Source organism: Chloroflexota bacterium (genome assembly GCA_018829775.1).
Lineage (GTDB): Bacteria > Chloroflexota > Dehalococcoidia > Dehalococcoidales > RBG-16-60-22 > E44-bin89.
Genome location: JAHJTL010000005.1, coordinates 18,660 through 34,431, shown reverse-complemented (window position 1 = coordinate 34,431; position 15,772 = coordinate 18,660). Strand labels below are relative to the sequence as shown.

The window sequence follows — 15,772 nt, the reverse complement described above, 5'->3', positions numbered from 1 at the left end:
CTATTAAAGCTTTGCTCTAATGAAGTTAGCACCTTCTTTAAAAGCGGCAATATTTTGTTCCTTATACCTTGCCGGCACATTTTCCTCGACGGACTTCAAAAGGACTTCGGAACTGATCGGGAATTCTTCAATCTCAGATAGAGCACCCAGTAAAACTGAAGGGCGTACGACAGCTGTGCCAGCTTTTTTAGCCAGGGCGAGGCAATCGATTTCATAAAGTCTGGCGCATCTTCCTCTAATCTCAGCAAAAATGTCTTCAAGCTTTGGATAGACAAATTGGGTGGGGGTAATGACCCTTACCGGGGTAATATCAGTAATGACGATGGTGCTTTTACTTGCCTTTGATATATTTCTCAGCACTTCAAGAGGCTCAAATCCCAGAATAATATCGGCTCGACCATCCCCCAGCAACGGGCTAACGCTATTATCTCCAATCCGGACCGTGCCCGTAACCGAGCCGCCTCTCTGTGCTATCCCGTGAACCTCAGCGCTGGATACCTTTTTGCCGACTCCGACCGCTGCTATGCCGATGATATTTGAAGCAGTTATCACACCCAACCCACCAACGCCCGCCAGCAGAATATTTGTTCCTCCTCTATCCATTCTCCGCTCCTAACTCTATTATTGCTCCGACAGGGCATATTCCCTGACAAACACCGCATCCGGTACATTGGATATCATCTATGTAAATCTTACCGGCTGCCTCATAGAAGGCCGGGCAGGCATATACATCAATACATATCTTGCATTGGTCACATTTTTCCTGGTCTACCTTGTAGGCAGGTATCTCCAGGCCCTGGCGTCTCTTCTCCCTGGTATCCATTAACCTGCACAAAGCCTTGCTGACCACAACTGACACTCCGCTGTGCGCTATCGCCCGTTTGAAAACATCCTTTGCCTCTTCTATGTTGTTGGGATTGACAACTTCAACGAACGTGGCTCCCAGCCCTCTCGCCACATCCTCAATCTTAATCGGTATCGCTTCTCTGCACATAGCGTCACGGTCGGTTCCCGGATGCATTTGAAAACCCGACATCGCTGTCGCCCCGTTGTCCATGACGACCACCGTGATATCATAGTTGTGGTGGACGGCATTGGCCAGCGGTGACATTCCGTTATGGAAAAAAGTGGAATCCCCGATATATGCGATTGCCGGTTTGTCAGTTGCCTGGTGGAACCCGCAAGCCAGACCGATGCTTGCCCCCATGGAGTACTGAGCATGGCTCATTTTGTAAGGTTCCAGCCCTCCCAATAAGTAACAGCCCTGGTCATTGGCAAATATGGCGTCTTCTGGGACTATCTGCTTAATCGCATAGTAAGTGTTCCGGTGCGGGCACCCCGGGCAATTTGTCAGAGAACGGGCGGCAACCGCTATTTCAGGGCCTTCCAGTCTCGGTATCGGGTTATCCACCCCGAACACCCTGGCCAGTGGTTCAGCCACCGTCTCCAGCCTGTATTGTCCGGCCCTTGGGAAGTGTCCGGTCTCTTTTCCCCATATCCTGGCCCTGGCGGATATTTCATGGGCCATCTTGAGGAACTGCGTTTCCAGGAAAGGTGAAAGCTCCTCAACGATGACCAGCTCATCAAATCTACCAATGAAATCTTTGCACAGCTTTTCGGGAAGCGGATTGGTAAAACCGAGGGCCAGTAGTTCGGTCTCCACTCCAAGCTCACGAATGATTTCTTCCGCATAGCTTATGGAAATGCTGGAGGCAACGACACCGATTTTCTTTCCCGTTTTTGCACCATCAAATTTAATAACTCTGTTATATTCCGATTTCTCGGAAAGCTCCTTTGCTTTCTCCATTTTCTTCAGGATATTGGCGTGGCATCTTGTCCTATCAAAAGAGAGAGGCACCCCTTTTATCTCGCCCTTGCGACGGGGTACACCAAGTTTGCCGAATACGAGGTCACCCCGGGAAAGATTCACCGTATTGACCGTTCTTAAAAATATTGGCAAATGAATCTCTTCAGCGATATCGAAGGCCTTTGCAGTCATATCCTTCATTTCCTGGCAATTCGATGGCTCCAGCATCGGGACATCCGCTATTATGGATATATACCGGTCATCCTGCTCATTAACCGAAGATGTTCCCCCGGGGTCATCGGCACAGATGAAGACCAGGCCTCCTTTGATGTCGGTTTCCACCAGATTACATGCGGTTAAATAATCCAAGAAAGAATCGGAAGCGACATTAAATCCCTGAGCTTTCATGGGACATAAAGCCCTTAAACCGGAGAGAGAAGCGGCAATACACTCATCGAGAGACACTTTCTCATTCGCAGACCACTCAAAGTAGAAACTCGGTTCTTCGCCTTTATCTCTCAGGCTTCTGGCCAAAGCATGAAAAACATCGCCGATTTCCGACATTGGAGTCCCGGGATATAATGCTGCAATATCCACCCCGGCTTCGAGTGCGCCTCTGACAATGGCCTCATTTCCCAGAAGAAAATGCCTTTCCCCTTCTTTTCCAGTTAATATTTCTTCCATCGCTGTTCAGGTCTCCTTTGCTTTAGCTCTCTTGATTTAAATTTTATCAATACTTATAGGCTTAAAAGGATAGGCGGACCTATGTACCCCTAAGTCCATTCTCAATAATTGCATGTAGCAGATTTACAATACCTTGCTGGCCTTTTAAACCAATACCATCTACCCCCATAATAGGCAACCCTGCGATACCGTCGACGGCTCCAGCCATTATGGAAGCTTCGAGCATCCGGCGCTCGGTATCATCATCCTGAAGAATATCTGGTTTCTTGAGCAGGTATCCAAGCATAGCACTAACAGCATATGCGCCCCAATTTGAGATTGAGGCTGGGAAGACAATGTCTGTCTTTACTGCGCAGGCCCCTCCATCACCGCACGGACACTGGCAAACATTTGCGTATGGTGTGACGTTTCTAACGGTCTCTTCTATCGTCCCGCTTCCGATTTCATTACCGCGATCAATAATACCTATTGTGAATATACCTCTCTCTGATGCTTCGTAGAATAGATATTCTAGTCTCGACAGCTTATCTTCTGCTTCGACGTCATAACCAGACCCGGAGTGCTTTACTCCTTTCCTATTCGGCCCAACCGTCTCTACGCTTATTATCACCTTGGGTTTGGATTCGTCGATTATCCTGCTCGCTGTCTTCTTACTCTCATCTTTATCGGCACAAGGGAACAGTATCTCTCCGGCAATGGCTTTTTTATAATGGCTCGCCTCTTTGAATGGCAAAACATTTAGCCCGGCAGCTTTGGTGGTATACCGGACAACATCTATATCTCTCGGTCCGGTCACAAGTACCGGTAAGGCACCTATTCCAAAGCTAACTGCTCTCGCCAGACTAGCCACGCCAAGGGGTCCATCGGTCTCCCCATATGGCATATTAGGAGCGTAACCAAATTGGTCGATGATCAGTATCTTATCCCTTTCTTTCACGCGTTCTATAATGCCTTGAGCAGCAACCAGGCTCACTGGCTTTCCGTTCACTTTCTGTGAAGCACTTTCATACAAAGCAGGAACAATCCAGCGGTCGAGGCGGCCACCCCACCCTGCCCCGGTCGTTACTAATCTATCAATATTCCTGGCTGTATTTTCCATCTCGTTGTTACATCTCCTTTCTATAAATTCTAAGATTATGAAGTCTTTCTAGAAGAACTCTTCCCGGCTATTTCTCATAATAGGTTTCTCCCATTATATTCGGAGGCTATTATTTGTCAATATACTAATTCATAGTTTAACGGTTTGCCAGGCCACCTGAATGGAGATTATTTAGCTGAGTCGACAAAATGACGATTGTTTAATTAATTTAAATTAAGGATAAATTTTCATACCTCTTCGAACGATTTTAAATTTGATATTGAAAATAGACATATTTTGGTTTATTTAATTAGTTAATCATTGCATTACACAGTAGTTTATAGTTAAAATACGATACCAATAATAAAGGAGAATTATCATGGCCAAAGGTTATATGGGTAAATTGCTCTTTGTAGACTTAGCAAAAGGAGTATGTAAAGAAGAAGTATTAAGCGAGGAACTACGCCAGGACTTCATGGGAGGCTACGGCCTTGGTGCCAGGATTCTCTATGAGCGAATGAAACCCAAGGTTGACCCGCTTGGCCCGGATAACATATTTGGTTTACTTACCGGCCCACTAACGGCTACACCTACTATGTGCAGTGGTCGATTTGTAGCCGTAGCAAAGTCACCCCTAACCGGGACATGGGGCGATGCCAACTGCGGCGGCGACTTCGGCCCGAATCTCAAGTTCGCTGGCTATGATGGTATTTTCTTCAGCGGCGTTGCTTCCAAACCGGTTTACCTGAGTATCGATAATGGCAAGGTCGAGCTGAAAGATGCGGGGAATTTATGGGGCAAAGATAGCCTGGAAACCGAGGACATACTCAAAGAAGCCCACGGCCAGAAGGCAAGCGTTGCCTGTATCGGCCCTGCCGGTGAAAATATGTCCCTCCTCGCGGCCATAATGCACGACCAGGGGCGCGCTGCGGGTCGTTCGGGGCTGGGCGCCGTTATGGGTTCAAAAAAATTAAAAGCTGTGGTTGTCAAAGGCAATATGAAGGTGCCCATGGCAGATGAAATGCATGCGAAAGAACTTCGGCGTAATTATATCAGGCAGCTTAAGAATATGGGGCCAACCTTTAAAGATTACGGTACCGCAGGTATAACTGAGCCCAGTGCCATGAGCGGAGATTCCCCGGTAAAAAATTGGGCCGGTTCTGGGCCGGATGATTTCCCCACCGCAAGTAAAATCAGCGATGACGCGGTAATTGCCGAGCAGGAGCGCACATATGGCTGCTGGCAGTGTCCCATTCGCTGCGGGGGACACATGAAGGCAAAACCAGGCCGGGCGAGTGTCTGCCACAAGCCAGAGTATGAGACACTGTGCATGACAGGTACTCTGTGTCTGAATGATGACCTCGAATCAATCATCCACTTTAACGACATCTGCAATGCCTATGGTTTGGACACTATATCCGTCGGTTCAGCCATTGCTTTCGCTATTGAATGCTATCAGAATGGTATCCTCTCGAAAGATGACGTCGGTATCGAATTACGCTGGGGAGATGGCAGTGCCATTGTGGAGCTCGCCAAGAAAATTGCCGGGCGTGAAGGAATAGGCGCACTGCTTGCCGACGGCGTAATGCGTGCGGCAGCCAAGCTCGGCAAAGGTGCGGAACAATTTGCCGTGCACGTTCAGGGGCAAGAAATCCCTGCCCACGACCCCAGGTTTACCCCCGCCCTGGGAGTCACATACCGGATGGATGCCACCCCAGCACGCCATACTCAGGGTGGCCGCGCGTGGATTATGGGAACCGACTGGATAACGGATGAACGTGAAGATAAATATGATTACACGAATACGGGAGAGCTTCAAAAGATGGCCATGAATATGGCGCATATCGTGAATTCTTCCGGTATTTGCATTTTTGCCTATCTGTCCTACCCTGTCCAGTTCATCCCCGATTTTCTCACGGCAATAACCGGAACCGAATATACTATGGAAAGCTGTCTGAAAGTCGGAGAACGAGTCGCCAACATACGCCATCTTTTTAACCTTCGGGAAGAATTGAATCCACTAAAGTACTTCTACAACCCGAGAGCGCTTGGAAAGCCCCCTCTAACGAAAGGCCCAGTTGCCAAGGTGACATTAGACGATGACTTAATGATTAAGGACTATCTAAAAGCAATGGATTGGGATTTGAACACTGCTAAGCCAAGTGCCAAGAAGCTTGAAGAACTTGGCCTGAGCAAATTGCTTGGGCGGTAATAGCTGTATATAAACCTAGCTGAAAATGATTGATTCTTTATGCTGCTGAGGTCATAACGGCTCAGTTTTATGCGAAGATGCCATTTTATATCTGAGCCCTGTTTATCAGCTTGTATAGTTCAGGTCTGCGACGGTTGAATGTATTGAGAAATCTCCGTGCAATGTCCACTTCTTCTAAGTTGATAGATGCACTAATCACCGCCGGTTGTGAAGCTGGCGCTAATTTTACGACTTTTCCTGTTGGATTTATAATGCAGCTTCTGCCGAAGAATTCATTTTTCTTATCCTGAACTTTTTCTATACCACCTTGATTCGTAGCGCAAACCCAGACACAATTTTCCAAAGCACGAGTGCGCAGCTCTGCTACAAACATATCCGCAAAAGTTGCCCCCTTTTTTACCCCTAAGACAGGAGAGTCCACGGGGACAAACACTATTTCAGCACCCTGGAGTACAACCTCTCTCCAGGCCTCGGGAAAACGCCTATCATGGCAGATTAAGATACCGATTCTTGCCTTTGGGGTATCGAAAACAGGGAAACCGGTACCGGGTGTAAAGTAGAAAGTCTCATCAACAATATATCCTTTCGAGCCCATCAATTTTGGAATATGAGTCTTCACATAACGATACGCTCGAGTACCATCAAACATGTTACCTTGTATTATGTTCCCGTCTGGACCCAGGACCACCGCACTATTGTAGTAAATTCCTTCTAAAGGGCCCTTTTCAAAAATCGGTAAAATAATGCACGCTTCATACTTACGTGCTTTCTCGGCAAATAAATCTGTGGTCGGACCGGGTATGGGTTCAGCCCAATCAAAGTAACGTTCGTCACTAACAGCCGGGAAATAAGGCGTGGTACATAATTCAATGGGCATGATGAAATCAGGCCTCTCTTTTTCAAGTACGTAGTCGAACTGGGCAAGTAAATTACGTAACGTAAGCTCTTTATCCTCTTCTGCAGGTCCACGTTGTATGAGAGAAATTTTAACCGGGCGCGCTCTTCTTTCACCGCTCATCTATAGACCTCCACATAAGTGTATTTACGTCTGGAGTATGTGCCTAGATTGTATCTACTGGTGGCTTAGGTGTCAATGATTCATACACGGTTGGTTTGCAATATCGCACAAGAGATCGAAAGGCACTGGGGCATTTAGCTGATTTTAGCTTTAGAAATCGTACTCCTGGGGCGACTCGAACGCGCGACACGCGGTTCAGGAAACCGCTACTCCACTGATATCTACTTAGCTTCATTTGTAGTAGCATCGACTGGATATTTATCGATTCTGCTGCCTACCCAATAGTGTAGTATTTTGTTATCTAATAATTCGACAAAGTGTACAACGAAAGGTCAAGATGAGGTCTTATTATAAATAAATCTGAGTTAGAATCAGGTATTCTTTATCTGTCTCAGAAATAATATGAGTCCCAGTGCGATAGCCGCGACTGCGGTACAGATCCAGAATGCTAGGCTGTAACTTTGGGTGGTGTCAAAGATGTGCCCGGCGATAACCGGTCCGGCAGCACCCCCAACCATGCTACTGAAGAAAACGATACCAAAGAGAGCGCCGTGCATACGCAGCCCGAAGTACTCGGCAACGATAGGTGAAATCACAGTGAATAATCCACCGTGGGCAAAACCATAGACTACGGCAAACAGGGAGAGCATCCAGAGCTCTTTTGCCAGCTGCAACCACAGGAGAGCCAAGATTAGCAGGACAAAACAGATAATCATAGAGCGCCTGTTGCCGATACGGTCGATAGCAATGCCGGTGACAAACCGCCCCGCCATACTTATGCCACCGATAGCCGACAGGATGCCGGCCGCGGTCGTCGAGGATATACCGATGTCCGTGGCGTGCGGGACGATATGCACCATGATAATGAGAAGGCAGAACATGGTGGCGAGATAGGCAAGGCAAATCGTCCAGAACTGCCGGGTGCGGAGCGCCTCATGTAGATAAAACCCGGTTTCGGCAGGTTTCGAACTCTCTGTCTGGCTTTCCCTATCTCCATCTGGCAAGAGACCCTTGCCAGCAGGGTCACGCCGCAACAGCTGCCCGATGGAAATGAGCAGGACCATCGCTACCGCGCCGATAATAACGTAAGAATTCCGCCAGCCATAAGCTGCGATGAGTATGCTGGCCACCAGGGGTATAACGAATTGCCCGGTACCAGTGCCCACCTTCGCCACGCCGGTCATCATCCCCCTCCGCCGAACAAACCACCGTGCTATCGTGCTGAGGGGGATAATATCAATCGAACTCAACCCGATGCCGACCACGACGCCATAGAATAGGTACAGTTGCCAGACGTTATTGAGGCCTGACATGAGCAGGAGCCCCAGCCCGAAGAAGAAGCCGGCCACCGTCATCACAATCCGCGGGCCAAACCTGTCATTCAACCTGCCAACCAGAATACCGAGGAATCCCGCAATGAGCAGTGCCAGGGACTGAGCGCCTGACAAGGTGGCCCTTGACCAGCCAAAGTCGGCAAGCAGTGGCTTGAAAAAGACGCCGAAAGCGACAAAGATGCCGATACCTACTGCCTGTATGCCGAAGCCGGAGGCGACGATATTATATCCGTAGAAGTACTTCGGCCTCTTCATGCTAGCAACCAGTATAGCTCTTCGAAACAGGTAAATGCCAATCGGGTTAGCCTGCCCTCTCAATTCATTGCATTTTCCCCGTCAGGTATTTAAAATATACTCACTATTACTGTTTAATTCTCCGTTACCGTCTCTAAGTGAAAGGAGGCATAAAAATGAAGCTGAGTCTGATTCAAATGAATTGCGGTAAGGATAGAGATTCCAATGTTGCTCGAGCATGTGATTTCATCGACCAGGCAGCGAGGGAGAAACCGGATTTAATAGTACTGCCCGAATTCTTCAACAACCTGTACTTCGCACAATACCGTGACTACAAGTACGTGCAATGGGCTGAGAAGGATGATGGCTTCACTATCACACGCATAAAGGAAAAGGCAAAGCAACACGGCGTTTATATCATCGCCACAATCTATGAACAAGAACAGCCCGGTATATATTTTGATACGGCAATGGTGATTGACCAGCAAGGCCAGATAATCGGTAAATACCGGAAAACACATCCTGCCGGCTTCCGGGCTTTGGAGTTAATTTATTACCGGTACGGGTCCAAGTATCCGGTATTTGAAATCCATGACTGGAAGGTTGGTATTGTCATTTGTTACGACCTTCATTTCCCGGAGTCGGCGCGCTGCGTTACGCTGAATGGAGCAGAACTGGTAATAGTGCCTTTTGCTTCCCCGGTCGGCTATCTCTCCCCAGAGTCAAGCAGTCTACCCAGCAGTGCCGGGCCAGACTCGATAGACAAAGCGGGGTGGTTGCGCAGATGGGATGCCCGGATGACCTGTCGCGCTATAGAGAACATCGTTTTCCTGGCACCATGCAATCACACGGGACAAGAAGGCGACGCCATCTTCTATGGAGGCAGCAGGATAGTCAGTCCCAAAGGAGAAATCATTGTCGATGCAGGAGAAGAGGAAAAGGTAATCACCGCCGAGCTGGATCGACAGTTACTGATAAGTGCCAGACAGACAACGCCTTTCTTAAGAGACAGGCGCCCCCACCTATATAAGGCGATTGTCAGCGAGACCGAGGACCTGCCTTCAGCTTGATTCCTGAATAAATAAGCAACAAAAGGAAGCATGTATCAGGCAAGTTAAAGGGGCAGGGAAATCTCGAACTCTGCTAGCAAGGCTACCTGCCCGCCGAAAGCCTCAAGGCAATATTAATCGTTCTCCACGTTCGAATCCCGCACGCTTATAAGCTCAAATCCCCTTTCTAGTATTGACATCCCACCAAATAGGACTATAATTCAATTCATTCGATTCAAAAACATGAATAGGAGGTATAAAAAATGTCTGAGAGAATACTTATTCCGTTGGATGGTTCTAAATTGGGTGAAGCTGCCCTGCACTATGTTGAAGATTTGGTCTCCAGAATTTCACCGGGGCAAAAGGTTGAAGTTACTCTTTTCCATGTGGTTACCGCACTAAAACACGATGTTCAAATCAGTGGAGGTGCGGCGGGTACTATTACAGTGCCGTACAGCGAAAGCGAACTGGAGCAAATGAAAGCCGATGCCATGAAATATCTCAATGAGGTTGGAGAAAACCTCAGAAACAAAGGGGCTACCGTGTTATCTAAAGTGGCCATAGGTCAAAACCCGGCTGACGAGATTATTAAAATTGAGGAAGAAGTCAATGCTGACTTGGTAGCCATGTCAACACACGGACGGGCTGGCATTAGTCGCTGGGCTTTCGGCAGTGTCACCGATAAGGTGCTGCGAGGGGGCAAGGTACCCGTTTTGATGGTGAGAGCGGGGGCCTGATATTGAACAATATAGATTAGCTAAACCTCAATTCCTTTAACCATATTTCGCTCGCCCGGGGATTCATCCCTTATGACCTGAGTGCTGGCAGATGTTAAGAGCATAGCTGGAGTTATTCTAAATTCAAGAAGGAGATAATATGATAAAGCTGATTGCGCTGATATATAAAAAACCCGGTCTCAGTGATGAAGAGTTTTACAAGTATTGGAAGGAAAAACATGGGCCTCTGGCTGCTAAAATCATCCCCGGGTTGAGGAGATATGTACAAAATCATCCGGTCAAAATCCCCGGTCTTAAATACGAAGCAGATGGTCTCGTAGAATTATGGTTTGACGACCTTGATGCGTATAAGAGCTCACGCGCCTGGCGTCAGTCTGATGAAGCGAAGCCGCTTTTAGATGACGAGGATAAATTCATGGTTAGAGACAGGATAACAAGATACGTTGTGGAGGAGCACGTCATAATAAATTAGCGCCCGTACCTTATTAGTTTGAACGTGCTAGAATATACGAATCAAGTACATGGAGGTGAAAGAAACATGCCAGTTATCACTATCAATCAATTTGAAGGCCGAACAATTGAGCAGAAGCGAAAATTGGCCAAGGAGATTACGGACTCGATTGTTAAAATCTACGAGGTCGGTGCAGATAGCGTATCTATAACCTACTTCGACATACCGAAGCACAACGCGGCTAAAGGAGGGAAGCTATTTATTGACTAATAGCTTTGACCCTTTTATAAAGATAAATAGTGCATTTAGTATACGGTAATTCATAGCATTTAATGAGTTTATTAGTAGCACGAGTGTTGCGTGCAACAATCGCAACATGCGCCCCACCCTACTTCTCAATAAATTAGATTAGGGATGTGGCGATTAAAAGGGGCGCCGGTGACTGTCCGAAATAACGACGGTTGCCGGCGCTTTTTTGTTTCAGAGAAATTTTCTTAATTGCTTTGTCAACTACCTATGGCTACTATGGTACATCTAAAAGCTCCCTTGATTGCTTGATGATTGGATGCTACTATTAAGAACCTTGTTTCTAATTAAAAGTTTTAATGGAACAAAGCAGGCGACAGGCCTACCACAGAAAGGAGGTTTCTGATTCCAATGAACGTTAAATCCACTCAATTTTTTAATCCGGAAGGGCTCAAGGAATTCTGCAGTGCCTTATTACAGAAAATGAAGTTCCCACCTGAGGATGCAGACTTAATTGCCGAGTCATTAGTGACGGCCAATCTACGCGGTGTAGATTCGCACGGCGTTGCCAGAATGGCGGTCTATATGCAGAGGCTGCAGAAAAAATTGGTTAACCCAAAACCTGAAATCACTGTTCTGCAAGAAACGTCGGCTATGGCTCTGGTGGACGGAGATAATGGCAGCGGACAGGTAGTAGCCAAAATGGCAATGGAATTAGCTATGCGCAAAGCCAGAGAAAGTGGCCTCAGCCTGATAGGGATTCGCAATTCCAATCATTTCGGCGCCACGGCCTTTTTCACGGTGATGGCTCTGGAAAAGGATATGATCGGGATTGCTCTGGCCAATTCGTATGCGACTGTAGCCCCATGGGGTGCCAGAACTCCCTATTTTGGAACCAACCCTCTTTCCGTTGCTGTCCCCACCGGGCAGGAGTTGCCGGTCATACTTGACATGGCCACCAGCGTCGCCGCCTGGGGTAAAATCATCCTGGCAGCGCAGAAGGGAGAGCCCATTCCGGCGGGCTGGGCTATCGATGCAGACGGAGAGGTGACCACCGACGCTGCCAAGGCTTTACATGGTGCGCTTATGCCCTTCGGCGGGCCAAAGGGGTCCGGCATTTCTTTGATAATCGATGTGTTTGTGGGCATATTGACCGGTGCCAGTTACGGACCCTATGTGGGGGACCTGTACAAAAACATGGACCGCCCGCAGAACGTGGGGCAAATGATGGGAGCAATTGATATCGGGCGATTTACCGATGTCAATGAATTCAAAAATCGAATGGACACGATGGTTCGCGAAATAAAGGCATTGCCCACCGCCAAAGGGGTGAATGAAGTGTTTCTCCCCGGAGAGATAGAAATACACAACCAGCAGCGAAGGGAGAAGGAAGGCATCCCCCTTCCTCCAGCTACCGTAAGCGATTTACAGAAACTGTCATCGGAATACGGAGTGCCCTGGAGCAACAACCTCCTGAAATGAATTCGTTCCTGAACAGTGTGGATAATTTATTAACTGATGATACGGAACAGAAATCAATTTAAGATATTCTACGGTTGGTGGATTGTTGGTGCCTCTTTCTTTATCGCCCTATACGTAGGTGGAACGGTATTCTACGGGTTCACCGCCTTCTTTGAGCCTATAGCAAACGATATGGGCTGGAGTTACACGCAAATCTCACTGGCTGCCTCTTTACGTGGTTTGGAGATAGGCCTTCTGTCACCAGTCGTAGGTATACTCGCCGACCGCTGGGGCCCCAGGAGGCTTATATTCGGCGGTGTGTTCTTCACGGTAAGCGGTTTACTTCTCCTCAGTTATACAAGGTCTCTAATCATGTTTTACGGGGCCTTTGCTCTGCTTGCAATAGGGGTGAGTGCCTGCACGGTAACCGTATTGCTGACGACGCTCGCCAACTGGTTTCGCAGGAAGATAGGACTGGCGACCGGTATAGCAATCTGCGGTTTTGGCTTCAGTGGTCTGCTGATTCCGGTTATAGTGAGACTCATTGCAGTGTATGATTGGCGCACCGCGTTAAACATCCTTGCCGTGGGTATGGTGGTTACGATTTTGCCCCTGTCGCTCCTGTTTCGACACCGGCCTGAGCATTACGGTTACTTTCCGGATGGCCAGAAACAGGGCGAAGTAGCACACACCGGCGAAGCAGGTCCCCGGCCGGTTGTCGAAACTGAGGTGAGGGTAAAGCAGGCACTTAAGAGTGGATCCTTCTGGCGTTTAGCCGTTTCACGAATGTATCATATGATGGTGGTGGCTGCGGTAATCACGCATGTAATGCCCTACCTCAGCACCATCGGCGTTAGCAGGGCGCAATCCAGCCTGGTGGCCACTGCAATCCCGCTGATGAGTGTTTCCGGTCGCCTCGGATTTGGCTGGCTTGGGGATAAATTCAGTAGGAGACTGGTGGCCACAGCGAGCTTCATTATGACAGGTCTCGGCGTACTCTGTTTCGCATATGCTTCCAGTAATAGTCTCTGGTTACTCGTTCCTTTCATTATCCTGATGGGTATCGGTTACGGAGGTAGCAATGCACTCCTGCCATCACTGGCGAGAGAGTACTTTGGTAGAACCAACTTCGGAAGCATCTACGGCATAATGGAAGGCATTGGCACAATAGGAATGATGATTGGGCCAGCCATAGCCGGGTTGGCCTATGATAGATGGGGCAGTTATCAAACAATCTGGTTATTGCTGGCTGGCCTTGCGGTTGTTGCCATAATCGCAGTTTCCACGATTACCCCGGTGAGGAGTCCAACGGAACCGGGTGATAAGGTTCAATAATGGGCAGCGGGGGTGGATTCCATTACTGGGGAACTAAATTACTCACTTTTAGGCTAACTAGTGATATTACGTCACGCTTTTTTCCTGATTTTTGACTCCCTCTAAATGGCAAGCCGCATATCTTCGCTAGCCAGGGTGATAGAAGCATTTAGAACCTCGGCGACAGCCGCCGCTTCCTCTTTGATTTCTTTTTCCAGCGACGGATTCATGTGCACCGCGATTATCCTGGGCAAATATCCCTTGAGCTCTCGAAACTTAACTAATTCCTCATAGAGAAGAGCTGGAGTGAGATGTCCCGTCTTTTTGGCAAATTCATCGTATCTGTTCGATACGGTCACATCAACGATTAATACATGAGGGGACACTTGCTGCCAGCAGTGTGACAAACCAGGGCCGGTATCTGCGGTATAGAACATTGCACTTCCTTTATTGTCCCTGATTTGATAGCCAACCGTGATATCAGGATGGTTTACCGGTATAGCTAAAACCTCGTATCGTTCAATCACCTGAGGTACATAGGGCTCAATCAATTTGAAATCAATAGCTGGTCTGGCTGCTGGTGTTTCCTGGAATTTCGGATACAGTTTTCCGTTCAGCAGATGAGTTTCAATGGCGCTGCGCACATCAGGTGTGGCATATATCTGCACACGATTACCGTTGAGAGAGTGGTTTAAAGCCAAATCGGGGATGTCACGGATATGGTCATAATGCTGGTGTGTAAGGAGAAGCGCCTTCAGTCTTTGCTGGGCCGAAATGGACAAACCTGAAGTAAGTCCACCAGCATCTATCGCCACTGCGTTGTCAATGAGGAGAGAGATACACCTGGTCGTTCTTGATTCAACATTATGTGCCCCTAAAATTCGAATGTTCATAAATCTACTGCGTCACTGCATCTCGATTTAGCTATCTGCTCACACCGTCGACGGGCACTGATTATTAACATGTTCCTGATACCCGAAGAAAAAGGCGTCTACGGCTACCGGACAGAACTGAGTGCCCGAGCAGTCATACAGCTCTTTCATGGCTCTGTCCACGCCTAATCTAGCACGATAGGCGCGATCTGTGGTCATGGTATCAAAAGCATCAGCGATGGCCAACAATCGAGCACCCATCGGAATGTCTTCCTGCTTTAGACCATACGGGTAGCCATTGCCATCAAATCGTTCGTGGTGGTGGAGGATAAGCGCTCTCGCTTTTTTCAGAAAAGAGATTTCGTTCAATATTTCAGCCCCTATTTTAGGATGTTGGTGCATGATTTCCCATTCTTCATCAGTCAGCCGTGCCGGTTTACCTAGTATTCTGTCATCGATGCCTATTTTACCAATGTCGTGGAGAATGCCAGCATACTCTAGAATTTCCAACTCCTCTCTGGGAAACGAGAGGAACGCAGCTCCCATGAGCGTATATTCCATCACGCGCTGCGAATGCCCCCTGGTATAATGGTCTTTGGCATCAATAGCCGCCGCCAGTGCTTTGATGGTACTCTTATAGGCATCCAGTACCGATTGATGCAATTGAGTATTTTCGATCGCCATAGCCGCCGTCGATGCCACTGAAGTTAAGGTTCCCAAATCCTGCTCATTGAAGTCGCTCCCGTCTGCTTTGTTGAGCACTTCGATCACACCGATTAATTTGCGACGCACCAGTAAAGGGGCACAAATGACAGACTTAGTGATGAAGCCAGTCATTTCATCCACGCTTTTATCAAAGCGCTGGTCTGTCGTAACGTCGTTAATAATTAATGGCTTTTTATGCTTGGCAACCCAGCCAGCAATCCCGGATTGGGGATTCAATTTCAGCTGTTTCAGTATTCTTTCTGATTCGCCCTCCGCAATTTCAAAGCGTAGTTGTCGTTCATCATTGTCAAAGAGCAAAATGGAAGAGGCTCCGGCATTCAATGTTTGTTGAGTCATGCGGATAACTTGTTTCATCAGCTGATTCAGTTTGGGTACTGACCCAACTTTCTTGCCAACCTCATAGAGAAGGTCCAGCATCGTACTGGCTTCTTGAATTGCATGGTTGTTGGAACCGTTGTTTCGGTCAGCTTCATTATATGAGGCAACAGATTGAGTGTTGACCACCATGTTTTTATCTTTTCCCATACTAATACCTTTGTTATCTCCTCC

14 protein-coding genes are annotated in these 15,772 nt (G+C 47.9%); 7 read left to right on the top strand and 7 right to left on the bottom strand.

Annotated features, from left to right (window positions below):
• Window positions 1-3: 3 nt before the first annotated feature.
• From KKD83_00355 to KKD83_00345, 3 genes are all read right to left on the bottom strand, one after another.
• The gene (locus KKD83_00355; GenBank protein MBU2534605.1) at window positions 4-603 is read right to left on the bottom strand and encodes an indolepyruvate oxidoreductase subunit beta; all 600 of its coding nucleotides are present in this window, start codon (window positions 601-603) and stop codon (window positions 4-6) included.
• A complete protein-coding gene (locus KKD83_00350; protein ID MBU2534604.1) occupies window positions 596-2,491 on the bottom strand; it encodes a 4Fe-4S binding protein in 1,896 nt (631 codons plus the stop codon). The genes KKD83_00355 and KKD83_00350 overlap by 8 nt, the downstream gene beginning before the upstream one ends.
• A 79-nt stretch (window positions 2,492-2,570) precedes the next feature.
• A complete protein-coding gene (locus tag KKD83_00345; GenBank protein ID MBU2534603.1) occupies window positions 2,571-3,590 on the bottom strand; it encodes a DUF4392 domain-containing protein in 1,020 nt (339 codons plus the stop codon).
• A gap of 358 nt (window positions 3,591-3,948) precedes the next feature.
• On the opposite strand from KKD83_00345, the gene KKD83_00340 reads away from it, so the two are divergent.
• Window positions 3,949-5,781, top strand: a complete 1,833-nt coding sequence (locus KKD83_00340) for an aldehyde ferredoxin oxidoreductase family protein (protein ID MBU2534602.1) — start codon at window positions 3,949-3,951, stop codon at window positions 5,779-5,781.
• A gap of 85 nt (window positions 5,782-5,866) precedes the next feature.
• Here the strand turns inward: KKD83_00340 and KKD83_00335 are convergent, their stop codons facing one another.
• Entirely contained in the window at window positions 5,867-6,799 is a 933-nt protein-coding gene (locus KKD83_00335; GenBank protein MBU2534601.1) for a hypothetical protein, read from the bottom strand.
• A gap of 371 nt (window positions 6,800-7,170) precedes the next feature.
• Window positions 7,171-8,388, bottom strand: a complete 1,218-nt coding sequence (locus tag KKD83_00330) for an MFS transporter (protein MBU2534600.1) — start codon at window positions 8,386-8,388, stop codon at window positions 7,171-7,173.
• Between the two features lie 155 nt (window positions 8,389-8,543).
• Between KKD83_00330 and KKD83_00325 the strand changes: the two genes are divergently transcribed.
• The 6 genes from KKD83_00325 to KKD83_00300 all read left to right on the top strand — a co-directional run bounded on the left by KKD83_00325 (window position 8,544) and on the right by KKD83_00300 (window position 13,646).
• A complete protein-coding gene (locus KKD83_00325; protein MBU2534599.1) occupies window positions 8,544-9,437 on the top strand; it encodes a carbon-nitrogen hydrolase family protein in 894 nt (297 codons plus the stop codon).
• A gap of 242 nt (window positions 9,438-9,679) precedes the next feature.
• Window positions 9,680-10,153 carry a universal stress protein gene (locus tag KKD83_00320; protein MBU2534598.1) on the top strand — a complete coding sequence of 158 codons (474 nt, stop codon included), beginning with the start codon at window positions 9,680-9,682 and terminating at the stop codon, window positions 10,151-10,153.
• Between the two features lie 139 nt (window positions 10,154-10,292).
• Window positions 10,293-10,625, top strand: a complete 333-nt coding sequence (locus tag KKD83_00315; protein ID MBU2534597.1) for an EthD family reductase — start codon at window positions 10,293-10,295, stop codon at window positions 10,623-10,625.
• 66 nt (window positions 10,626-10,691) lie between these two features.
• A complete protein-coding gene (locus tag KKD83_00310; protein ID MBU2534596.1) occupies window positions 10,692-10,874 on the top strand; it encodes a tautomerase family protein in 183 nt (60 codons plus the stop codon).
• A gap of 387 nt (window positions 10,875-11,261) precedes the next feature.
• Window positions 11,262-12,332: an Ldh family oxidoreductase gene (locus tag KKD83_00305; GenBank protein MBU2534595.1), complete on the top strand. Its 1,071-nt coding sequence runs from the start codon at window positions 11,262-11,264 to the stop codon at window positions 12,330-12,332.
• A 36-nt stretch (window positions 12,333-12,368) separates the two neighbouring features.
• Window positions 12,369-13,646 (top strand): MFS transporter, encoded by a 1,278-nt coding sequence (locus tag KKD83_00300; protein ID MBU2534594.1) that lies wholly within the window; start codon window positions 12,369-12,371, stop codon window positions 13,644-13,646.
• Window positions 13,647-13,747: 101 nt separating this feature from the next.
• Here the strand turns inward: KKD83_00300 and KKD83_00295 are convergent, their stop codons facing one another.
• Both KKD83_00295 and KKD83_00290 read right to left on the bottom strand, forming a co-directional pair.
• Window positions 13,748-14,518, bottom strand: a complete 771-nt coding sequence (locus KKD83_00295; GenBank protein ID MBU2534593.1) for a lactamase — start codon at window positions 14,516-14,518, stop codon at window positions 13,748-13,750.
• A 39-nt stretch (window positions 14,519-14,557) separates the two neighbouring features.
• Entirely contained in the window at window positions 14,558-15,748 is a 1,191-nt protein-coding gene (locus tag KKD83_00290; GenBank protein ID MBU2534592.1) for an HD-GYP domain-containing protein, read from the bottom strand.
• Between the last annotated feature and the right edge of the window lie 24 nt (window positions 15,749-15,772).